At 69.7% G+C, this 20,849-nt stretch carries 19 protein-coding genes; 11 read left to right on the forward strand and 8 right to left on the reverse strand.

Annotated features, from left to right (window positions below; genetic code table 11):
- Positions 1–121: 121 nt before the first annotated feature.
- The 7 genes from OVY01_RS09675 to OVY01_RS09705 all read right to left on the reverse strand — a co-directional run bounded on the left by OVY01_RS09675 (position 122) and on the right by OVY01_RS09705 (position 5,548).
- On the reverse strand, positions 122–1,252 hold the full coding sequence (locus OVY01_RS09675; RefSeq protein WP_267847235.1) for an OpgC domain-containing protein: 1,131 nt from the start codon (positions 1,250–1,252) through the stop codon (positions 122–124).
- 65 nt (positions 1,253–1,317) lie between these two features.
- Positions 1,318–1,830, reverse strand: coding sequence for a cyclic pyranopterin monophosphate synthase MoaC (moaC, locus tag OVY01_RS09680; RefSeq protein ID WP_267847236.1), 513 nt, complete (start codon positions 1,828–1,830; stop codon positions 1,318–1,320).
- 88 nt (positions 1,831–1,918) lie between these two features.
- A complete protein-coding gene (locus tag OVY01_RS09685) occupies positions 1,919–2,572 on the reverse strand; it encodes a DUF2946 family protein (protein ID WP_267847237.1) in 654 nt (217 codons plus the stop codon).
- A gap of 1 nt (position 2,573) precedes the next feature.
- Positions 2,574–3,641, reverse strand: a complete 1,068-nt coding sequence (locus OVY01_RS09690; protein WP_432422203.1) for a YheT family hydrolase — start codon at positions 3,639–3,641, stop codon at positions 2,574–2,576.
- A gap of 17 nt (positions 3,642–3,658) precedes the next feature.
- A complete protein-coding gene (locus OVY01_RS09695; protein ID WP_267847238.1) occupies positions 3,659–4,099 on the reverse strand; it encodes a nuclear transport factor 2 family protein in 441 nt (146 codons plus the stop codon).
- Between the two features lie 31 nt (positions 4,100–4,130).
- Positions 4,131–5,159, reverse strand: coding sequence for a lipopolysaccharide heptosyltransferase II (waaF, locus tag OVY01_RS09700; RefSeq protein ID WP_267847239.1), 1,029 nt, complete (start codon positions 5,157–5,159; stop codon positions 4,131–4,133).
- Positions 5,160–5,347: 188 nt separating this feature from the next.
- On the reverse strand, positions 5,348–5,548 hold the full coding sequence (locus tag OVY01_RS09705; RefSeq protein ID WP_267847240.1) for a zinc-finger domain-containing protein: 201 nt from the start codon (positions 5,546–5,548) through the stop codon (positions 5,348–5,350).
- Positions 5,549–5,833: 285 nt separating this feature from the next.
- Here OVY01_RS09705 and OVY01_RS09710 point away from each other — a divergent pair, with 285 nt between their 5' ends.
- From OVY01_RS09710 to OVY01_RS09740, 7 genes are all read left to right on the forward strand, one after another.
- Complete coding sequence (locus tag OVY01_RS09710; RefSeq protein ID WP_267847241.1) at positions 5,834–7,027, forward strand: phosphoglycerate kinase; 1,194 nt, start codon at positions 5,834–5,836, stop codon at positions 7,025–7,027.
- On the forward strand, positions 7,024–8,628 hold the full coding sequence (gene pyk / locus OVY01_RS09715; protein WP_267847242.1) for a pyruvate kinase: 1,605 nt from the start codon (positions 7,024–7,026) through the stop codon (positions 8,626–8,628). Before OVY01_RS09710 ends, pyk begins: the two co-directional genes overlap by 4 nt.
- 140 nt (positions 8,629–8,768) lie before the next feature.
- Positions 8,769–9,833 carry a class II fructose-bisphosphate aldolase gene (fba, locus tag OVY01_RS09720; protein WP_267847243.1) on the forward strand — a complete coding sequence of 355 codons (1,065 nt, stop codon included), beginning with the start codon at positions 8,769–8,771 and terminating at the stop codon, positions 9,831–9,833.
- A 217-nt stretch (positions 9,834–10,050) separates the two neighbouring features.
- Entirely contained in the window at positions 10,051–10,944 is an 894-nt protein-coding gene (locus OVY01_RS09725; protein ID WP_267847244.1) for a phosphoribosylaminoimidazolesuccinocarboxamide synthase, read from the forward strand.
- Positions 10,945–11,091: 147 nt separating this feature from the next.
- Complete coding sequence (gene purE / locus OVY01_RS09730; RefSeq protein WP_267847733.1) at positions 11,092–11,637, forward strand: 5-(carboxyamino)imidazole ribonucleotide mutase; 546 nt, start codon at positions 11,092–11,094, stop codon at positions 11,635–11,637.
- On the forward strand, positions 11,634–12,992 hold the full coding sequence (locus tag OVY01_RS09735; protein WP_267847245.1) for a 5-(carboxyamino)imidazole ribonucleotide synthase: 1,359 nt from the start codon (positions 11,634–11,636) through the stop codon (positions 12,990–12,992). Before purE ends, OVY01_RS09735 begins: the two co-directional genes overlap by 4 nt.
- Positions 12,992–14,149: an L-threonylcarbamoyladenylate synthase gene (locus OVY01_RS09740; protein WP_267847246.1), complete on the forward strand. Its 1,158-nt coding sequence runs from the start codon at positions 12,992–12,994 to the stop codon at positions 14,147–14,149. Before OVY01_RS09735 ends, OVY01_RS09740 begins: the two co-directional genes overlap by 1 nt.
- Positions 14,150–14,183: 34 nt before the next feature.
- Here the strand turns inward: OVY01_RS09740 and dacB are convergent, their stop codons facing one another.
- Positions 14,184–16,103 carry a D-alanyl-D-alanine carboxypeptidase/D-alanyl-D-alanine endopeptidase gene (gene dacB, locus OVY01_RS09745; RefSeq protein WP_267847247.1) on the reverse strand — a complete coding sequence of 640 codons (1,920 nt, stop codon included), beginning with the start codon at positions 16,101–16,103 and terminating at the stop codon, positions 14,184–14,186.
- A 380-nt stretch (positions 16,104–16,483) separates the two neighbouring features.
- Here dacB and OVY01_RS09750 point away from each other — a divergent pair, with 380 nt between their 5' ends.
- From OVY01_RS09750 to OVY01_RS09765, 4 genes are all read left to right on the forward strand, one after another.
- On the forward strand, positions 16,484–17,035 hold the full coding sequence (locus tag OVY01_RS09750; RefSeq protein ID WP_267847248.1) for a nucleoside 2-deoxyribosyltransferase: 552 nt from the start codon (positions 16,484–16,486) through the stop codon (positions 17,033–17,035).
- On the forward strand, positions 17,016–17,675 hold the full coding sequence (locus OVY01_RS09755) for a response regulator (protein ID WP_267847249.1): 660 nt from the start codon (positions 17,016–17,018) through the stop codon (positions 17,673–17,675). The genes OVY01_RS09750 and OVY01_RS09755 overlap by 20 nt, the downstream gene beginning before the upstream one ends.
- 87 nt (positions 17,676–17,762) lie before the next feature.
- A complete protein-coding gene (locus OVY01_RS09760; RefSeq protein WP_267847250.1) occupies positions 17,763–19,145 on the forward strand; it encodes an ATP-binding protein in 1,383 nt (460 codons plus the stop codon).
- A gap of 157 nt (positions 19,146–19,302) precedes the next feature.
- Positions 19,303–20,781 (forward strand): DegQ family serine endoprotease, encoded by a 1,479-nt coding sequence (locus OVY01_RS09765; protein ID WP_267847251.1) that lies wholly within the window; start codon positions 19,303–19,305, stop codon positions 20,779–20,781.
- Positions 20,782–20,849: the final 68 nt, after the last annotated feature.

Genomic DNA, 20,849 nt, shown 5'->3' on the forward strand with positions numbered 1-20,849 from the left:
GGTCGCTGCAAGCGGCGACTATACACAAAGAAGCCTGCCATGTAACCGCCCGCCGGGGTTTGACGCCGATCCGTCCGATGTGCGCGACACGCAGGGCGGAGGATGTACGCCGCCGCCGCCGTTATCGCGTGAAGGGTTGCCGCCGCGGCGGATGCCGGAAAAGATCGGCCGACGCCAGACGCTCGACGCCGATCAGCAAGACGATCGCGCAGAAATCGTCGATGCCGCCGATCAGCCAGGACGGCAACGGTTCGAACGCGTGCGGCAGCGGCAGCCCGGTGAGGAACATCGGGCGCAGCAGGGCGTCGAGCGTCAGTGAAATGCCGGCGCCGCCGACGAAGCAGGGCAGGCTCCGGCGCCCGATGCGTACCAGCGCCGGCAGGGCGCGCGCGAGCGGCAGGATCGCCCCGCGCGCGCCGACCCAGGCGGCGAGCCAGGCAAGCACGCCGAAATTGAGCAGGCGCAGCACGCCGAGATTCTGTTTTTCGTAGCCTGGCGCGGGGCCGACGGTGAGGAAAACGCACCAGAACGCGCAGGCGAGCGCCACCCCGCAGGCGATGCGCGTGGGCGTCAACGCGTCCGGGCTGCGCAGGTAGGCCGGGTCGAGCGGCCGTATTCGCGCCACCGCGCCGAGCACGAACAGCAACTGCCACGCGAAGGGATTGAAGGCCCACCCCTCGGGGTAGGCGCTGGGCAGGCCCTGCGCCAGCGCCGGGGCCGCGTACCAGACGCACAGGCTCGCGACCACGGCGAACCACGGCGTGCGGCGCGCGCAGCCGATCAGCAGCGGCGCCGCCAGCGCGAACATCGCATACATGGGCAGGACGGACGACAGGAACGGCTGGCGCCGCAGGCTGACGATGTCGGCGAGCATGCCGAAAGGGCGCCGCAGGAAGGTCGCGGCCTCGGTTGCGTCGACGTCCGGCGTGTCGACGCCCAGACCGTGCAGCGCCAGCCCCAGTCCGATCATCAACGCGGCGCTCAGCAGGAAGGCGCGGTAGATCTCGCCGCCGCGCCGCAGGAAGCGCGCGGCGGCGGCGGCCTCTCCCTGCCGGGCGCAGATCGCGCCGTACGCCGCGGCGGTCGAATAGCCGCCCACGAACACGAAGACCTCGGCGGCATCGCAGAACGCGTAGTGGTGCAGGGTGATGTGCGAAAGCAGGCTGTTCGGGATGTGATCGAGCATGATCACCACGAGCGCCAGCCCACGGAAGAAGTCGATTTCGATGGACCGTTGGGTCGAGGACGTCATGGATCGTATCTCCGCTGGGGCGGGAGCCGCCGTCCCGGGCGGTTACCGCGGATGTCGCTGATTCGTCACGGCGCGGCGGCCGACCACTGCCCGGACTTGCCGCCCTGTTTTTCCAGCAGGCGCACGTCGGTGATGGTCATGCCGCGGTCCGCCGCCTTGCACATGTCGTAAATGGTCAGCAAGCCGATCTGCACGGCGGTCAACGCCTCCATTTCGACGCCGGTCTGCCCGGTGGTCTCGGCGCGCACGGTGCAGTGTACGCCCGGCAGCGACGGGTCGGTGTCGAAGTCCGCGGCGACGCGCGTCAGGGCCAGCGGGTGACACAGGGGGATCAGGTCGGCGGTCTTCTTCGCTGCCTGGATGGCCGCGATCCGCGCGATGCCGAGCACGTCGCCCTTTTTGGCATTGCCGCCCATGATCAGCGCGAGGGTCTCGGCGCGCATGCGGATCGTGCCGCGCGCGATGGCCAGGCGGCGCGTCACCGCCTTGTCGCCCACGTCGACCATATGCGCCTGACCGGCGGCGTCGAAATGCGTCAGGGGAGAGGGCGTGGGCTGGTCGGCGGAAGCATCGCGCATCGGTTTAATTTTCCTGAAAAAGCGTGGGCGGTGAAGAAAGCAGAAGACAAGGATAGCCCGCCGGGCGCGCACGCGTCGGCGGCGGGGTTCAGAGGTCCGGGCGCTGAACGAAGCCGAAGCGTTTCGCGATCTCGGCCGCAGGGATCGGCGCGAACGGCAGCGACCGGCCACCGCCCCAGGCCACCGCGCGTGGCATGGTGGCGCCATCCGGCGAGACGGACACGGCGGCGTCCGGCGTGGCGTGCGCCGTGGCGTCGGGCGGGAGGTCCGCATCGAGGCATTCGGCAAACAGCGCCAGGTCGTGATCGTGCAACAGCGCGATGGTCGGCGGCGTGGCGGCACCGTTTGTGCCGGTGCCGGAAAACAGCACATTGCCCTGGTCGTCGAACCAGCCGGCGGCGGGCGCGAACGGGTTGCCGCATTCATCGACCAGCCGCGGCGTGTCGCCCTCGTGCGCCGCGCCGCCGCGGTGCAGCCGCACGACATGCGGCGTATAGGCCAGATCGACGAAGACGCGTTGCGGACCGTTCTGGAAGAACCACCGGCCGGACGCATCGGCTTCGTAATTGCGCGCGATGAAGCGCTTGAGCGCGTCGTGCCGGATGACGTCGCCGATGCCGCCGGCGGCCTGGCAGGCGTCGTCGCGCATCCGCCACTGGCCACGCCGGTCGAGCAGCAGCCAGCCGGTGCAGGCCGGTACGTTCGGCCACTTGGCAAGCGCGTCGCGAACGATCTGGTCCATGTCAGGGACTCCAGTAAGGGGCGAGAAAGGCGAGCAGGCGGCGTGCCAGCCAGTCCTCGCGACCGGCCGCGGCGTGCCGTGTCGTGTCATCCGCGCCCGCGGACGGGCGCTCGTCCGGGGCGCGCGCCCGCCATGCCCCGGCGCGCATGGGCCGCATGAAGCCGACATGACCGCCGGCCGCCGGGTGTTCGATCGTGACGGCGGCGGAGACCTGATCGGCGCGCGCCAGCGCGGCGGCGGGCAGGAAAGGGTCGTTCAGCGCATTGAGCAGCAGCGTCGGCACGGCGATTTCCGGCAGGATGGGTTTGGCCGACGCGCGCCGCCAGTAATCGTCGGCGTCCCGGTAGCCATGCAGCGGCGCAGTCACCACATCGTCGAAATCATGCAGGTTGCGGGCGGCCAGCATGCGTTCGCGGTCGAACAGCGCCGGATACTGGGCGAGCTTGAGCAGGGACTTCTGCTTCAACGTGTTCAGGAAATGCCGCGTATAGACGCGGTTGAAACCGTGCGCCAGCGCGTGGCCTCCCGCGGCCAGATCGATCGGGGCGGACACGGCCGCGGCGGCCCGCACCCGGCGGGGCGACTCGGCGGCGTGTTCGCCGAGCCAGCGCAGCAGCGCATTGCCGCCCAGCGACACGCCGATCGCCAGGACCGGCGCGTCGAGCCGTTTCAGGATCCAGTCGATCTCGGCGGCGTCGCCGGAGTGGTAGAAGCGCGGCGCGCGGTTCATCTCGCCGCCGCAACTGCGAAAGTGCGGAATCACCGCGCGCCAGCCGCGCAATCGCGCCGCATGCATGACGGCACGTGCATAGTGACTGTCCGAACTGCCTTCCAGCCCGTGAAACAGCACCAGCAACGGCGCGGCCGGGTCGCACGCACCGTCGTCGGCCAGCCAGTCGAGATCGATGAAATCGCCGTCCGGCGTGTTCCAGCGTTCACGCCGGTAGGCGACCACGGGCAGGCGCGCGAACAGCGCGGGCACGATGGTCTGAAGATGCGCGCCGGGCAGCCAGAACGGCGCCACGTAGGGAGGTATCGATTCCGCGGACGTCGCGCCATCCCGCAACATGCGCGCGGGCGTCCCGGTCAGTGCAGCGGACCGCGCCCGCGCCGCATCTTCGCGACGAACTGGCCGGCGGTTTCCTCGGGCATGACGCTGGCGTGCACGTGCGCGATGCGCCATTCGCCGCGCTCGTGCACCATCACATAGGTGGCGAACACCATGGTCTCGCTCTGGTCCGCGCGGCGGTGCGCCTCGGCGGCCGCGTAGACGACCGTGCCGAGGCTGTCGTAGACGCGCACGTCGAGCGCCTCGATGGTGGTGCGGCCGCGCTCGAATTGCTGCGCCAGGCCGGCGCGTATCCGTTCGAGACCATGCAGGTGCGGGCCATCCGCACGGATATAGGAGACGAATTCCTCGTCGATCCACAAGTCCATTGCCGTTTCGAGATTGCTCTCGGCAATGGCGGCGTAGAACGCATTGAGCGTGTCGGCGGCGGCTTCGAACAGGCGGGCGAAACGTGGCATCTTGGCTTCGGCGGAGACGGTTGGACGGCGCTCAGCGACGCGCGATGAGCTGCTGTCGGGCGGATTCGAACACCTGCTCCGGTGCGAGCTGGCGCAGGCAGTTCAGGTGCCCGAGGGGGCACTCGCGCGCAAAGCAGGGACTGCACTCGAGATGCAGCCATTGTACCTGCGCGCTGTCCGAGAGGGGCGGGGTGTGTCGCGGGTCGGTCGAGCCGTACAGCGCGACCAGCGGCCGGCGCAGCGCGGCGGCCACGTGCATCAGGCCGGAGTCGTTGCTGACGACCAGCGCCGCGCGGCCGATCAGCGCGCAGGCCTCGCCCAGCGCGGTCTGCCCGCACAGATTGCGCACGAAGGGCGCCTGCTCGACGATCGCCTGCGCGATCGGCGCATCCTTCTGCGCGCCCAGCGCGACGAACTGCGCATAGGGGAAGGATTGCCGCAGCAGCGTCGCGAGGCGGGCGAAGTGTTCCGGGGGCCAGCGTTTGGCGGGGCCGTATTCGGCGCCCGGACAGAAGACCACCAGCGGCACCCGGGTATCCAGCGTGAAGCGGTGCGACACGCGCACCCCTTCGTTCAGGTCGAGCTCGAGGCGCGGCGTCGGCAGCGTTTCGGGCAGGGTCGCGCCGGGCGCGTAGGCAAGCGCCGCGTACTGCGCGACCATCGGCGGGCGTTCGCGCTTCTTCGACGGCGCGGCGTGGACGACGTTGAGCACCCCGTAGCGGTGTTCGCCCCGATAGCCCACGCGCAGGCGGATATGCGCGAGCCAGGGGATCAGCGCCGACTTGAACGAGTTCGGCAGCACGTAGGCCACGTCGTAGGCGTTGTCGCGCAATTCGGCGGCGAGATGGCGGCGCGCCATCCATTGCAGGCGTCCGTGGGCGAGGTCGGTGCCATGCACCGCGTCGACTTCGGGCATCCGCTCCAGGACCGGCGCCACCGATGCCGGCGCGACGACGTCGAGCACGAGCTTCGGATGGAGCCGTTTCAGCAGCGAGAAGAGGGGCTGGGCCATCAGCGCATCGCCGATCCAGTTGGGGGCGATGACGAGCGCTCGACGCATCGAGTAGAAATCCAAAAAAAACCGGGCGGCCCCGCCGTCCGCGGGTGTCGGACGGCGCGGGCCGCGCTGGGCGCACGAAAGGCGCGGGATGGAAAAACAAGGATGACGGCGGGCGACGCTTCACGCGCGCCGGGCGTCCGGCGGCGCGCGCCGCGCGACCCGCCCCGGGTACGCCCGTGCCGCAGGCGTCAGACCGTGTGGCCCTTGAGCACTTCGCTGGCGCGCAGCTTGTAGCGGGTGCCGCAATACGGACAGCGCGCCTCGCCATGCGTGACGTCGATGAACACCCGCGGATGCATGCTCCACGCCGGCATGGAGGGATTTGGGCAATGCACCGGCAGATCCTTGGCGCGGACTTCGACCAGCGGCATTTCACTCATGTTCGACATCTCTCGACCCTTGCTGCGAGGTTTGCGGGGAATCGGGCGCAGCTGTTCACAACCGCGTATTGTAAATCACCCGACCCCTGCGCGGCGGCCTGTTTGCGCCATGGCGCAAACAGGCCGCCGCACTACTGTGTATGGAAGTGTTTCGGCGCGTCGCGGTGTGCCGACATCGGAGTTAGAATGTTTGCCTGTCGCCTGTCGCCTGTCGCCTGTCGCCTGTCGCCGGTCTGCGGGCCGGCGCGATGGCCGATCCACCCTCTTCTGCGCCGACCGCGCCCGCCCACGCCCATGACACAAGTTCTTCGCCTTTCCGACCTGATCGCCGATGGCAAGCTCGCCGGCAAGCGCGTCTTCATCCGCGCCGATCTGAATGTTCCGCAAAACGAGCAGGGCGACATCACGGAGGACACGCGGATCCGGGCGTCGGTACCGGCCATTCGCGCGGCGCTCGACGCCGGCGCGGCCGTGATGGTGACGTCGCATTTGGGTCGTCCCACCGAGGGCCAGTTCAAGCCGGCGGACTCGCTCGCGCCGGTCGCCCGCCGCCTGGGCGAGTTGCTGGGCCGCGACGTGCCGCTTGTCCCGCACTGGGTCGAGAACGGCGTCACGGTGGCGCCGGGCGACGTCGTGCTGCTCGAGAACTGCCGGGTCAACGTCGGCGAAAAGAAGGACGACGACGCGCTGTCGCGCAGGATGGCGGCGCTGTGCGACGTCTACGTGAACGACGCGTTCGGCACCGCGCACCGCGCGGAGGCGACCACGCACGGCATCGCGAAATACGCGCCGGTCGCCGTCGCGGGCCCGCTGCTGGCGCAGGAACTGGACGCCCTGGGGCGCGCCCTGCACGAGCCGCGCCGGCCGCTGGTGGCGATCGTCGCCGGCTCCAAGGTATCGAGCAAGCTGACGATTTTGAAATCGCTCGCCGACAAGGTCGACCAGTTGATCGTCGGCGGCGGCATCGCCAACACCTTCCTGCTCGCGGCCGGTCTGCCGATCGGCAAGTCCCTGGCCGAGGCGGATCTGGTCGACGAGGCGAAAGCCATCATGGAGATGATGAAGGCGCGCGGCGCCTCGGTGCCGATTCCCACCGATGTCGTCACCGCGAAGACCTTCAGCGCGAGCGCCGAGGCGACGGTCAAGCCGGTCGCGGACGTCGCCGCCGACGATCTGATCCTCGACATCGGCCCGGACACGGCGGGCGCGCTCGCCGCGCAACTGAAGTCCGCCGGCACGATCGTGTGGAACGGCCCGGTCGGCGTCTTCGAGTTCGACGCCTTCGGCAACGGCACGAAGACGCTCGCCGAGGCCATCGCCGCGTCCGACGGGTTTTCGATCGCGGGTGGCGGCGATACCCTCGCGGCGATCGCGAAATATGGCATCACCGAACGCATCGGCTATATCTCGACCGGTGGCGGCGCCTTTCTCGAATTCCTCGAGGGCAAGAAGCTGCCCGCGGTGGAAATCCTCGAAGCGAGGGCATGAGCATGGTCACGCGACGCAAGGATTCCGAGGAACACGCAGCGGCAGGCAGCCCCGGCACGCACGACGCCACCGTTGCACCGGCAACAGGCCTGGTGGGCAACAGTGCGCCCGCGCACTGGATCGCGCCGCCGCAGGCGCAGCCCGCGAGCGCGCTACCCGCGGGCGGGCGGCGCCGCGCGACGAAGATCGTCGCCACGCTGGGCCCGGCGTCGGACGACAGCGAGGTGCTCACCCGCATGATCCGCGCGGGACTCGACGTCGCCCGGCTGAACTTTTCCCACGGCACCGCCGACGATCACCGGGGACGCGCCGAGCGCGTGCGCGCCGCAGCCCGTTCTCTGGGCCGCGAGGTCGCGATCATGGCCGATCTGCAAGGGCCGAAGATCCGGGTCGGCAAGTTCGCGAACGGCAAGACGACGCTGGTGCCCGGCCAGCCCTTCATTCTCGACGCCACCTGCACGCTGGGCAACGACGAGCGCGTGGGACTCGACTATCCCGACCTGCCGCGCGACCTGTCGCGCGGCGACGTCCTGCTGCTCAACGACGGCCTCATCGTGCTGGTGGTCGACAAGGTCGCCGGTCCGGCGATCCATACGACGGTGCGCATCGGCGGCGATCTCTCGAACAACAAGGGCATCAACCGGCAGGGCGGGGGCTTGTCCGCGCCCGCGCTGACGGCGAAGGACATGGAGGACATCCGTACCGCGATGGACATCCAGGCCGACTACATCGCGGTGTCGTTTCCGAAGAGCGCGACCGACATGGCGATGGCGCGGCAACTGGCGATCATCGCCGGCGCGGCCCACGGCATCAAGCCGAAGATGATCGCGAAGATCGAGCGCGCCGAGGCGATTCCGGCGCTGGCCGAGATTCTCGAAGCGTCGGACGGCATCATGGTCGCGCGCGGGGATCTGGCGGTCGAGGTCGGCAATGCCGCGGTGCCCGCGCTGCAAAAGCGCATGATCCGGATGGCGCGCGACGCGAATCGCCTGGTGATCACCGCCACCCAGATGATGGAATCGATGATTCTGGCGCCGGTGCCCACGCGCGCCGAGGTGTCCGACGTCGCCAACGCGGTGCTCGACGGTACCGACGCGGTGATGCTCTCGGCCGAGACCGCCGCCGGCAAGTATCCGGTCGAGACCATCGAGACGATGGCCGCGATCTGCATCGAAGCGGAAAAAACCCAGGAAGTGGCGTTCGATCGCGACATCGTCGACCGCACCTTCAAGCGCATCGACCAGTCGATCGCGATCGGCGCGATGTTCACCGCCTATCATCTGGGCGCGAAGGCGATCGTCGCGCTGACCGAGTCCGGCGCGACCGCGCTCTGGATGAGCCGTCACTGGACGAAAGTGCCGATCTACGCGCTCACGCCGCGCCTGCGGACCCAGCGCGCGATGGCGATGTACCGCAACGTCACCCCGCTCGCGGCCGAGGACGGCAACGATCGCGACGCGATGCTGGCGGCGGCGCTCGACGAACTGGTGCGGCGTGGCTATGCCGCCGAGGGCGATCAGGTCGTACTGACCGTCGGCGAGCCGATGGGGCAGGCAGGCGGAACGAACGCGTTGAAGATCGTACGAGTGGGCGAGCACTGAACCGAATATTTTTTTGCGTTCTAATGGCCGGCATCGGTGACCGACATCGATTTCGGCCATTCGTCCTGGCGCCGCCCGCGGGCGGCGACGACGTCCGGAACGCATTGCACGCTATCGTTTTAATCTAAGGAGTTTTTGAGATGCCTATCGTATCAATGCGTCAACTGCTGGATCATGCCGCCGAGAACGGCTATGGTCTGCCCGCCTTCAACGTGAACAACCTGGAGCAGGTGCAGGCGATCATGGAAGCGGCCGACCAGGTCAACGCGCCGGTCATCATGCAGGCCTCGGCAGGCGCGCGCAAGTACGCCGGCGAAGCCTTCCTGCGCCATCTGATCGAGGCGGCCGTGGAAGCCTATCCGCACATTCCGGTCGTGATGCACCAGGACCACGGCCAGTCGCCGGCGATCTGCATGGCGGCGATCCGCAGCGGCTTCACCAGCGTGATGATGGACGGTTCGCTGGAAGCGGACGGCAAGTCGGTCGCGTCCTACGAATACAATGTGGCGACGTCGAAGCAGGTCGTCGAATTCTCGCATTCGATCGGCGTCACCGTCGAGGCGGAACTGGGCGTGCTGGGTTCGCTCGAGACCATGAAGGGCGACAAGGAAGACGGTCACGGCGCGGAAGGCACGATGACCCGCGAGCAACTGCTGACCGATCCGGAACAGGCGGCGGATTTCGTGCGCCAGACCGGCTGCGACGCGCTGGCGATCGCGATCGGCACCTCGCACGGCGCCTACAAGTTCACGAAGAAGCCGACCGGAGACATCCTGTCGATCGAGCGGATCAAGGAGATTCATCGTCGCATCCCCAACACCCATCTGGTGATGCACGGCTCGTCGTCGGTGCCGCAGGAACTGCTCGCCGAGATCCGTGAATTCGGCGGCGACATGAAGGAAACCTACGGCGTGCCGGTCGAGGAGATCCAGGAAGGCATCCGTAACGGCGTGCGCAAGATCAATATCGACACCGACTTGCGCCTGGCGATCACGGGCGCGATCCGCCGCTATTTCGCGGAAAACCCGTCGAAGTTCGACCCGCGCGATTTCCTCAAGCCGGCCCGTGCGGCGGCGAAGCAGGTCTGTCTCGACCGTTACGTCGCGTTTGGCTGCGAGGGCCAGGCCGGCAAGATCAAGCCGATGTCGCTCGACAAGATGGCCGAGCGCTACAAGCGCGGCGAATTGGCGCAAGTCGTCAAATAACGCCACGCCCCGTCGCCGCCGCCTGTCCCCGCCCGTCCTGCACGGGGCCGGGGCCGGGCCGGCCGCCCGGTGCGCCTGCCGCCGTTCACCCAAGAGGTGACCGGCGGCTTTTTTTCGTCCATCATGATCGAAAAGTGGGCAGGGCAGGCGGCAAGGTATTAAAATCCCCGCTTTTCCGTGCCATGACGGCGCGCGGCCGACCACAGGATGCCCTCCCATGTCATCGACGCTCTATGAATCCACCCTTCGTTCCCTGCCGCTGCTGGGGCGCGGCAAGGTGCGCGACAACTACGCGGTGGGCGACGACAAGCTGCTGATCGTCACGTCGGACCGGCTGTCGGCTTTCGATGTGGTGCTGGGCGAACCGATCCCGGACAAGGGCCGGGTCCTGAACCAGATGGCCGAATTCTGGTTCGACCGCCTCGCCGCCATCGTCCCGAATCATCTGACCGGCGTCGCGCCGGAAACCGTCGTCGCCGCCGACGAGGTCGCGCAGGTGGCCGGCCGCGCGGTGGTGGTGCGCCGTTTGCAGCCGATCATGATCGAAGCGGTGGTGCGCGGCTATCTGGCCGGCAGCGGCTGGAAGGAATACCAGGCGGGCGGCGCGGTCTGCGGTGTGGCGCTGCCGCCCGGTCTGCGCAACGCCGAGAAGCTGCCCGAGCCGATCTTCACGCCGGCGGCGAAGGCGGAACTGGGCGAGCACGACGAAAACATCAGTTTCGACGATGCCGCCGGCCGGATCGGGCGCGATCTCGCCGAGCGCATCCGCGCGATCAGTATCCAGTTGTACACGGAAGCCTCGAAATACGCGGCGACGCGCGGCATCATCATCGCCGACACGAAATTCGAATTCGGTCTCGACGCCGCGGGCGAACTGTATCTGATGGACGAGGTGCTGACGGCCGATTCCTCGCGCTTCTGGCCTGCGGACGCGTATCGGGTCGGCGCGAACCCGCCGTCGTTCGACAAGCAGTTCGTGCGCGACTGGCTCGAAACGCAGGTCTGGGACAAGACCCCGCCCGCGCCCCGTCTGCCGGCGGACGTCGTCGCCAGGACCGCCGAGAAATACCGCGAGGCGCTGAGCCGCCTGACCGGCTTGCCGCTGCGCTGAACCTGCCCGATGGTGTGTCCGCGCGCGTACTTGTGCGTGCGCCCGTGCCTGTATCTGTCCTCGTTCGCCTCCGCGACCGAACAACCTGATGGAAGCTGATTGTCCGCGATGATCGATCAACAAAAGGGCGCCGCCGCCGGCCTGCGCATGCCGACCGAGCAGGACGGCCCGAAGATTGGCGTTTTGATGGGGTCGAGTTCCGACTGGGAGGTGATGCGCCATGCCGTCGCGATCCTCGAGGAATTCGGCGTCGCGCACGAGGCGAAGGTCGTCTCCGCGCACCGCATGCCGGACGAGATGTTCGCGTATGCCGAGAGCGCGCGTGCGCGCGGGCTGCGCGCCATCATCGCCGGTGCCGGGGGTGCGGCGCATCTGCCAGGCATGCTGGCGGCGAAAACCACGGTGCCGGTGCTGGGCGTGCCGGTCGCCAGCAAATACCTGCGCGGCGTCGATTCGCTGCATTCGATCGTGCAGATGCCGCGCGGCGTGCCGGTGGCGACGTTCGCGATCGGCGAAGCCGGCGCGGCCAACGCGGCACTGTTCGCGGTCGCGCTGCTGGCGGGCGAGTGTCCGGATACCTGCGCGAAGCTCGATGCGTTTCGCGTGCGACAGCGGCAGGCCGCCGAGGCCATGGTGCTGCCGCCGCCGGCCGGGCCGGATACGGCGCAGGGCGCGCACGGAGCTTCGGCGTGAGCACGCTGGCGGACGCCGCGATGCACGCCTCGGCACCCGCGTCGGCTTCCGCATCCGGCAGCGGGGCGGACGCGCGCGATACGCGCCTCACGCAGGCGGGCGGCCCGCCGATCCTGCCGGGCGCGTGGCTGGGCATCCTCGGTGGTGGTCAACTGGGCCGGATGTTCTGTTTCGCCGCCCAGTCGATGGGGTATCGGGTCGCCGTGCTCGACCCCGACGCGCAAAGTCCGGCCGGCGCCGTGGCCGAGCGCCATCTGCGCGCCGCCTATGACGACCCGACGGCGCTCGCCGAACTGGCGGCGCTGTGCGCGGCGGTCACCACCGAGTTCGAAAACGTGCCGGCGGCCAGCCTCGACTGGCTGGCGCGCACGGTCACCGTCAGCCCCGCGGGCCGGTCGGTGGCGGTGGCGCAGGACCGGGTTGCCGAGAAGCGTTTCCTCGCCGACTGCGTCGGCGTCGCGCCGCATCAGGTCATCGAATCGGTCGAGCAACTCGACGGGCTCGACGACGCGGCATTCGCGCCCGTGTTGCCCGGCATCGTCAAGACCGCGCGGCTGGGGTACGACGGCAAGGGGCAGGTCCGGGTCGCGACCGCCGACGAAGCGCGGCGCGCATTCCGGTCGTTCGGCGGCGCGCCGTGCGTGCTGGAGAAACGCCTGTCGCTGGCCTTCGAGGTGTCGGCGCTGGTGGTGCGCGGTTTCGATGGCGCGTGCCTCGTCTATCCGATCGCGCAGAACGTTCATCGCGACGGCATCCTCGCCGAGACCATCGTGCCGGCGCCGTCGCTGGACGCGGCGCTGGCGGCACGCGTGCGCGACGAGGCCCGCACGATCGCTGCCGAACTCGACTATGTCGGCGTGCTGTGCGTGGAATTCTTCGTGCTGCACGACGGCTCGCTGGTCGCCAATGAGATGGCGCCCCGGCCGCACAATTCGGGTCACTATACGATCGACGCCTGCGTGAGCAGCCAGTTCGAACAGCAGGTACGGGCGATGACCGGCCTGCCGCTGGGCGACACCAGCCAGCATTCCGCCGCGGTGATGCTGAACGTGCTGGGCGACGTCTGGTTCGCCGGCGCGCCGCAGGAGACTGCCGCAGTGGAGACTGCCGCAGTGGACACTGCCGCGGCGGATGCCGCTGCCGATGGTGCGGACAGCGCCCGGGAAGCCGCCCCGCGAACGCCCGCCTGGGACGCGGTCGCGGGCGTGGCCGGCGCGCATCTGCACCTGTACGGCAAGGATGCCGCGCGGGCAGGGCGCAAGATGGGGCACATCACCTGCACCGCGCCCACGCCCGAGGCCGCGCGCGCCGCGTCGCGCACGGTCGCCGCGCAGTTGCGCATTCCGCTCGACTGATGACAGCGGCCGCGCGCCCGACCGGCCCGGATGGGTCCGCCTGCCTGCCTGCGGGCCCGGAGGGCATCGCCGCGGCCGCCGCCTGGCTCGGCCAGGGGCAGCTCGTGGGTTTCCCCACGGAAACGGTCTACGGGCTGGGCGCCGACGCCGCCGATCCGGTCGCGGTGGCGCGGATCTACGCGGCGAAGGGGCGGCCGTCGAACCATCCGGTCATCGTCCATCTGCCGCCGGGCGGCGATCCGCTCTGGTGGGCCGCGGACCTGCCACCGGCCGCGCAGGCGCTGATCGACGCATTCTGGCCGGGGCCGCTGACGCTGATTCTCGGGCGCGCCGCGCGGATTCCCGCCGCCGTGAGCGGCGGCCAGGATTCGATCGGACTGCGCTGCCCGTCGCATCCGGTGGCGCAGGCCCTGCTCGAAGCTTTCTCGGCCTTGCGCGGCGGTCATGGGGGCGTCGCGGCGCCCTCCGCGAACCGTTTCGGCAAGGTCAGCCCGACCGCCGCACGGCACGTGCGCGACGAGTTCGGCGACGCGATTCCGGTGCTCGACGGCGGCGACAGCGCCGTCGGCATCGAATCGACGATCGTGGACTTGTCGCGCGGTTTTCCGGCGCTGTTGCGGCCCGGGCACGTCACGCCCGAGCAGATCGCCGCGGTGCTGGGCGGCATGCCGTCGATGCCATCGACGTTCGCATCACAGGCGGCGTCCGCGCCGGCGACGGTAGCGATGCCATTCGCACGGGACGGACACGCCGGCCCCGCGCCGGGCGATCGTCCCGCGCCGCGCGCCTCGGGGACCCTGCGCGCGCATTACGCGCCGGCCACGCCGCTCGCGCTGCTGTCCGCGCCCGCGATCGCCGCGATCCTGCGCGCGCGCGCAGCGGATGTGCCCGGCATGCGGTATGCAGTCGTGACGCATAGCGCCGCCGGCGCCGCGGCGCTAGCCGGCGCGGCCGACGTGGAATGGGTGCAGGCTCCGGCGAATGCCGCCGGTTATGCGCGCGTGTTGTACGGGATGCTGCGCGCGCTCGACGGCGCGCACGTCGTGCGCATCCTCGTCGAAGCGCTGCCGGACGATCCCGCCTGGCAGGCGGTCGCGGACCGGCTGGGACGGGCCGCGGCCGCCTTCCTGCCCGAAGCGGGCGCCGCGCCGGACTGACGGCCGCCGCGCCCAGATAAGCTCCCGCGCCGGCTCATGGCTGGTTGTACACCCAGTTCAACAGCGCATCGTGCGCGGCGCCGCCCGCCGACGAGCGCGGGTCGTTGATGAAACTCACCACCACGTAGGGATGGCCGTTCGCCGCGAACACGTAGCCGGCGATCGCCCGGACATTGCCCAGCGTGCCGGTCTTGATCTGCGCATGGCCGGTGATGCCGCTGTTCGTCAGCCGGCGGCGCATCGTGCCGTCGACGCCCACTGTGGGCAGCGAATCCATCAGGGGCTGCGCCACGGGGCTGCGATACGCGGAATTCAGCAATTCACCCATCGTCTCGGCGCTGATGGCCGCATCGCGCGCCAGTCCCGAACCGTTGTCGACCACCAGTCCCTGCGCATCGATATGGTTGCGCTTGAACCAGCGGTTCATCATCCGTTCCGTGCCGTCGAGCGTGGCCGGCGGTTTGAAGGTCACCGCGCCGATGGTCAGATACAGATTGCGCGCCATCGCGTTGTTGCTGAACTTGTTCATGTTGCGGATCACTTCGCTCAGCGGCGGGCTCATGTGCACCGCGATGCGCTGCGCGGCCACCGGCACCGGCGCCTCGCGTACCGTGCCGGTGAACGTGCCGCCGGCCTGTTGCCACAGCGCCAGGAAACCGCCCGAAAAGAAGCGCGTGTGGTCGAGCACCGCGATGTTGGTTTGCTGCGTGCCGCAGCGCGTCGACAGGTTGCCCGAGAAACGCAGGTTCAAGGTGCCGTCGGCGCCATTGCTCAGCGCCGGGTTCGCTTCCCCTGCGCGACAGGCGCCACCGGTCATGTGGATGTCGTTGACGATGCGCAACTGGGCGAGCGGGGGCTGGATGTCGATCTGCGCGGCGCCGTCGGCGCCGGGCGATACGTCGATCGTCAACGCCTTGAAGGCATAGAGCAGCGGGTCCGGACCGACGTTGTAGGGGGCGGACGCGGCGTCGTCGAGTGGCGGCGCGTCGCGCGTCGAGAGATCGAAATAGCCCTTGTCGAGTACGAGGTCGCCGGCGATCTGCGTAATGCCGGCGCGGCGGATCTGGGCGACCAGATCGCTGAGCTGTTCCGGCACGAGGAAGGGGTCGCCGGTGCCTTCGATGTAGAGGTTGCCATGCAGTACGCCGTTGGCGAGCGTGCCGTCGGCGAAGGCCGAGGTCTGCCAGCGGAAGTCCGCGCCCAGCATCGACAGACCGGCGTAGGTGGTGACCACCTTCATCGTCGACGCCGGCGTCATCGGGCGTCGCGCGTTGACGGCGAGTATCTGCTGGTCGTCGTCGAGACGCATCACCAGCGCGCTGACCGACGCGCGCGGGATGTTGGCGCGGGCGAGCGCGGCCGCCACCGGCGCGGGCAACACGCCGTTGGGCGTATCGTCCGTATCGCTTGCGCTTGCGTTCGCGCCGTCCGGGTCGGCCGTGCCGCGTGCGGCGTGAGCGCGCGCGGACGCCACCGCGGCCAGCGCGGCGGACAGCGCGGCCGGACGGGACGGCCCGATGCGCGCGGCGGCCGCGGCCGGCATCGACGACGGACTCGGGGCGCTTCTCGTGCTCTCCGTGCTCTCCCGACGGCGCGGGGCGGGCGATGCGAGCGCACGCGCGGTGAGGCGCGCGGTGGCGTCGCTCGCGTCGTCGCGCTGGCGTTGTGCGCTCGCGCGACGCGCGGCGAGCGCGGCATTGCGCGCCGCTTTTGCTGCCGCCGCCGCCGTATTCGTCGCGTCCCTGGCGTTTCGTTCCGGCGGACGACTCCTGGCGCGGTCAGCCGCGCCGGCGCGCGGGGCGTGGACTTGCTGCGCGATGCCGGCCTGGGGCCAGGCGAGCGGCGCCAGGCCGAGCGCCAGCGCGCAGCCGGCGAGCGCCCGGCGCACGCGCCGCGACAGCGCGGTTGCGCGCGCGGTGGCCGGCGCGGGCGGGGATGGCGGTGCAGCGGACATGAGGGTGGCGAACGACGAGTCAGTGGACGGCGGGGCAGCGGACGGTAGCGTAGCGGACGGTAGGGCAGCGGACGGCGAGTCGGCGGACGAACGGGCTGAAGGCCGAAAGCCGGCAGCGGCGCGGGGGGCGTGCGAGGAAGGCAAGGCGCGGCTCGGGGACGATGGGAAGCGTTCATTCTAGTCATATTGCGGCGGCCTGCGTCGTGCCGCAGCCAGCTATCGCCACGGTGGCGCGGACAAGTGACGCAACGGCGCGACGCCGGCGGACGGCTCGCGCGGATCGGGTAACGGACATACAATGCGCGAAGGCGCGGGTTCCGCATCATGGCGCGCCGCCGGTGCCGGTGCGCCGCTCCGTCCCTCTTGCTCCTGGCCTGTCCATGCCCTTCCTGCCGACGCGCCCGCGGGTCTATCTCGCGGGTCCCGATGTATTCTTCCCGGACGCGCTCGCGCGGGGTGCGACGCTGCGCGCACTGTGCACGGAATTCGGCTTCGAGGGCCTGTTTCCGCTGGACGCGCCGGCGCCGGCGGACGCGTCTTCGCCCGCGCGCTTCGCGCGCCGGATCTTCGAGGCCAATCTCGGGCTGATCCGCCGCGCCGATGCGGTGCTCGCCAATCTGCAGGATTTCCGTGGCCATGAGCCGGACTCCGGCACCGCGTTCGAGGTGGGCTTCGCCGCCGCGCTCGGCCTGCCCGTCTGGGCCTACGGCGCGCCGGCCGTGCCGATCGTCGAGCAGGTGCCGGGCGATGCGGCCGGCCGCGACGCGCAAGGCTATCTCGTCGAGGACTTCGGCATGTCGCGCAATCTGATGCTGGCATGCGCGGCGCGCGTGGTGCCGGGCGACGCCCGCGCCTGTCTGGCGCAGATGCGCGCCACCTGGCCTGCCGTACAATCCGAACCCGAAGCGAACCATGCGCATCCTTCTCGTTGAGGACGACCGGATGATCGCCGAGGGCGTGCGCAAGGCGCTGCGCGCCGACGGCTGGGCGGCGGACTGGGTCGCCGACGGGGCGGCGGCGATCTCGGCGCTCGCGCTCGAGCAGTACGATATGGTGCTGCTCGATCTGGGCCTGCCCAAGCGCGACGGGCTGGACGTACTGCGCCACCTGCGCGCCGCCGGCCAGCGCTTGCCGGTGATGATCGTCACCGCGCGCGACGCGGTGGCCGACCGCATCAAGGGGCTGGACGCGGGCGCCGACGACTATCTGGTCAAGCCGTTCGACCTCGACGAACTCGCCGCGCGCATGCGCGCGTTGCTGCGTCGCCAGGCGGGCCGCAGCGATCCGGCGATCCGCATCGGCCGGCTGTCGATCGATCTGGCCGCGCGCGCGGTCGCGGTCGACGGCGTCGCGGTGGCGCTGTCCGCGCGGGAATTCGCGCTGCTCGAGGCCCTGATCGCACGCCCGGGCGCGGTATTGTCGAAGGCGCAACTCGAGGAGCGCATCTATGGCTGGGGCGAGGAAATCGGCAGCAACGCGGTCGAGGTCTACGTTCACGCATTGCGCAAGAAGCTCGGCGCCGACGTCATCCGCACCGTGCGCGGGCTGGGTTATGTCGTGTCGGCCAGCTAGCGCCGCGGCTGCCGGCACGACGTCGCCCAGCCCGCTCCCCCTGCGTTCGCCCGCCCGTCAAGGCCCATCACATTCTCCAGGAATTCCATGCGTTCGATTCGCCGCGTCCTGCTGGTCTGGCTGCTGGCCATCGTCCTGATCGGCGTCGTGCTCGCCGGCATTCTGATCTATCGACAGGCGCGCGCCGAGGCGAACGCTTTGTTCGACTACCAATTGCGGCAGACCGCGGCGGCATTGCCGTCGGAGCCGTTTTCGTCGGTGCTGGGCGGTCACACGAGCGACGGCGAAGGCGTCGTCATCCAGATCTGGAGCCGCGACGGCGCGCAGTTGTATTACTCGCATCCGGGCGCGCCGCTCGCGCCGCGCGCCGAACTGGGATTCTCCACCGAACGCACGCCGGCGGGGGACTGGCGCGTGTATAGCGCGATCGTCGGCGACAATGTCGTGCAGCTCGCGCAGCCGATGGCGATCCGCGACCTGCTGGCCGCGGAGACCGCGTGGCGCACGATCTGGCCGCTGCTGGTGCTGCTGCCGGTGCTGGGGCTGGGCGTCTGGCTGATCGTCGGCCGGGGGCTGCGGCCGCTGTCGCGCCTCGCGCACGCGCTCGAGGCGCGCCGTCCCGAGGCGGTCGACCCCTTGCCCGACCGCCGCCTGTCGAGCGAGATCCGGCCGGTGGTGCATGCGCTCAACGGCCTGCTGCAGCGGCTGAGCGGCGCGCTCGACACGCAGAAGGCCTTCGTCGCGGATGCCGCGCACGAATTGCGCACCCCGCTCGCCGCGCTGCGCATCCAGGCGCAACTGCTCGAACGCGCCGCCGACCCGGTCGCCCGCGCCGAGGCGCTCGCGGACCTGCATCACGGCGTCGCGCGTGCGACACGTCTGGTCGAGCAGTTGCTGTCGCTCGCGCGCGCCGAGGCGGCGAACGACGCCGGCGCGTCGTCCCAGGCGCGCGCCGGCAGCGGGCGGTCGCTCGATCTGCTGCCGCTGATCGAGGCGTGCGTGCTCGCCATGACGCCGCTGGCGCTTGAAAAGGGCATCGACCTGGGTATCGAAGGCGCCGTGGCCACCGCCATCGCAGGCGACGCCGACGCCGACGCGCTGCGGGTGCTGCTCGGCAACGTGCTCGACAACGCCGTGAAGTACACGCCGCGAGGCGGGCGCGTCGATGTGGCGGCCGGACAGCGGGACGCGCAGGCGTTCATCGAGGTCGTCGACACGGGCCCGGGCATCGCCCCCGCGGAGCGGGAGCGGGTGTTCGACCGTTTCTATCGGTCGCCCGGGGAGGGCGTGGATGGCCGGGCGCCGGAGCAAGGCAGCGGCCTGGGACTGGCGATCGTCAGGCGCATCGCCGAGCGTCATGGCGCGCACATCGTGCTGGCCGACGGCGCGCCGGGAGCGGAGGGCGCCCGCATGCCGGGCGCGGCGCGCGGCCTGCGCGTCACCATCTGGCTGGGCCCTGTCCGCTCCTGATGCCCGGCGTGGGTCCGCCCCGCTTTTTGCGCGCGGTGATATGCGCCGCGATTAAGGCTCCCTTAAGCCGCGTCCCGTAGTCTGGCTTCAACAGCGGTTCCTCGGAGCCGCCCATCCCTGTCATACGTGATACCGCGAGCGTCGAAGGAGTCTCCGCATGCAACAACGAACATTCAAGCGTACTGCCGCGGCCAGTGTCCTGGCCCTGGCGATCGGCGGCGGCTATCTGGCCGGCGCCCGCCATTACGACACGCACCTCGTCGAGCCCGCCCGGGCCGCGCCGCTGATGCCCGCCGAGGCGGCGGCGAAGACCGGCGTTCCGGATTTTTCCGGACTCGCCGAGACCTACAGCCCGGCCGTGGTCAACATCAGCGCCAAGCACGACGGCAAGCCATCCGCCCGCGCGCAATCGCAGCAGCAGCTCCCGGTCAGTCCCGACGATCCGTTCTACCAGTTCTTCAAGCATTTCTACGGCGATGTGCCGCATCAGCAGCAGGACGACGCGCCCAGCACCAGCCTCGGATCGGGCTTCGTCGTCAGTCCCGACGGTTATATCCTGACCAATGCGCACGTGGTCGAGGGCGCGAACGTCGTCACGGTCAAGCTCACCGACAAGCGCGAATTCCGCGCGAAAGTCGTCGGCGTCGACAAGCCGACCGACGTCGCGGTGCTGAAGATCGACGCGAAGAATCTGCCGATCGTGAAGATCGGCGACCCGTCGCGCAGCAAGGTCGGGCAGTGGGTGGTGGCGATCGGCTCGCCGTATGGCTTCATCAATACGGTCACCTCCGGCATCATCAGCGCGAAGTCGCGCTCGTTGCCGGACGACACCTACGTGCCGTTCATCCAGACCGACGTGCCGGTCAACCCCGGCAACTCCGGCGGCCCGCTCTTCAATCTCGATGGAGAGGTGATCGGCATCAATTCGATGATCTACAGCCAGACGGGCGGCTTCCAGGGGCTGTCGTTCGCGATTCCGATCAACGTCGCGATGAAGGTCAAGAACGCGCTGATCAGCGACGGTCACGTCAGCCGCGGGCGCATTGGCGTGACCATCCAGGAACTCAACCAGTCGCTCGCGAATTCCTTTGGGCTGAAGGACACGAACGGCGCGCTGGTCGCGTCGGTGGATGCGAGCGGGCCGGCCGCGAAGGCGGGCATCAAGCCCGGCGACGTGATTCTTGCGGTGAACGGTCAGGCGGTCGACGATTCTTCCTCGGTGCCGGCAGCGATCGCGGATATCCATCCCGGCGCGAAGGCCACGCTACAGGTGTGGAGAGACGGCGCGCGCAGGAGCATCGATGTGACGGTGGGCAGGCTGGGCGACGAAAAGGTCGCGGCGGCCCAGGACGACACGGCGGCGCCACAAGGCCGACTGGGTGTCGCCGCGCGGCCGCTGACGCCGCAGGAGCGCAGCGCATCCGGGATCGGCAGCGGCCTGCTGGTCGAGCAATCGACGGGTGCCGCACGCAATGCCGGCATTCAGCAGGGCGACGTGATCCTGTCGATCAACGGTCAGCCGGTAACGAGCGCGGACCAACTGCGCGATCGCATCGCCCATGCCGGCAACAGCGTCGCCTTGCTGATCCAGCGCGAGGACTCGCAGATCTTCGTGCCGGTCGATCTGGGGTCCTGAGGGAACGCGGGCGCGAAACTTGCATTGCGGAGCGCATCGGTGGCGTCCGCGCGTCCTGCCGTCGACAA

The sequence above is a fragment of the Robbsia betulipollinis genome, from assembly GCF_026624755.1.
In the GTDB taxonomy this organism is placed as follows: domain Bacteria; phylum Pseudomonadota; class Gammaproteobacteria; order Burkholderiales; family Burkholderiaceae; genus Robbsia; species Robbsia betulipollinis.

Excerpts from the sequence above, each read along its gene's own strand:
- OVY01_RS09675 (WP_267847235.1), bottom strand. The coding sequence starts at position 1,252 with ATGACGTCCTCGACCCAACGGTCCATCGAAATCGACTTCTTCCGTGGG.
- moaC (WP_267847236.1), bottom strand. The coding sequence starts at position 1,830 with ATGCGCGATGCTTCCGCCGACCAGCCCACGCCCTCTCCCCTGACGCAT.
- OVY01_RS09685 (WP_267847237.1), bottom strand. The coding sequence starts at position 2,572 with ATGGACCAGATCGTTCGCGACGCGCTTGCCAAGTGGCCGAACGTACCG.
- OVY01_RS09690 (WP_432422203.1), bottom strand. The coding sequence starts at position 3,641 with ATGTTGCGGGATGGCGCGACGTCCGCGGAATCGATACCTCCCTACGTG.
- OVY01_RS09695 (WP_267847238.1), bottom strand. The coding sequence starts at position 4,099 with ATGCCACGTTTCGCCCGCCTGTTCGAAGCCGCCGCCGACACGCTCAAT.
- waaF (WP_267847239.1), bottom strand. The coding sequence starts at position 5,159 with ATGCGTCGAGCGCTCGTCATCGCCCCCAACTGGATCGGCGATGCGCTG.
- OVY01_RS09705 (WP_267847240.1), bottom strand. The coding sequence starts at position 5,548 with ATGTCGAACATGAGTGAAATGCCGCTGGTCGAAGTCCGCGCCAAGGAT.
- OVY01_RS09710 (WP_267847241.1), top strand. The coding sequence starts at position 5,834 with ATGACACAAGTTCTTCGCCTTTCCGACCTGATCGCCGATGGCAAGCTC.
- pyk (WP_267847242.1), top strand. The coding sequence starts at position 7,024 with ATGAGCATGGTCACGCGACGCAAGGATTCCGAGGAACACGCAGCGGCA.
- fba (WP_267847243.1), top strand. The coding sequence starts at position 8,769 with ATGCCTATCGTATCAATGCGTCAACTGCTGGATCATGCCGCCGAGAAC.
- OVY01_RS09725 (WP_267847244.1), top strand. The coding sequence starts at position 10,051 with ATGTCATCGACGCTCTATGAATCCACCCTTCGTTCCCTGCCGCTGCTG.
- purE (WP_267847733.1), top strand. The coding sequence starts at position 11,092 with ATGCCGACCGAGCAGGACGGCCCGAAGATTGGCGTTTTGATGGGGTCG.
- OVY01_RS09740 (WP_267847246.1), top strand. The coding sequence starts at position 12,992 with ATGACAGCGGCCGCGCGCCCGACCGGCCCGGATGGGTCCGCCTGCCTG.
- dacB (WP_267847247.1), bottom strand. The coding sequence starts at position 16,103 with ATGTCCGCTGCACCGCCATCCCCGCCCGCGCCGGCCACCGCGCGCGCA.
- OVY01_RS09750 (WP_267847248.1), top strand. The coding sequence starts at position 16,484 with ATGCCCTTCCTGCCGACGCGCCCGCGGGTCTATCTCGCGGGTCCCGAT.
- OVY01_RS09755 (WP_267847249.1), top strand. The coding sequence starts at position 17,016 with ATGCGCATCCTTCTCGTTGAGGACGACCGGATGATCGCCGAGGGCGTG.
- OVY01_RS09760 (WP_267847250.1), top strand. The coding sequence starts at position 17,763 with ATGCGTTCGATTCGCCGCGTCCTGCTGGTCTGGCTGCTGGCCATCGTC.
- OVY01_RS09765 (WP_267847251.1), top strand. The coding sequence starts at position 19,303 with ATGCAACAACGAACATTCAAGCGTACTGCCGCGGCCAGTGTCCTGGCC.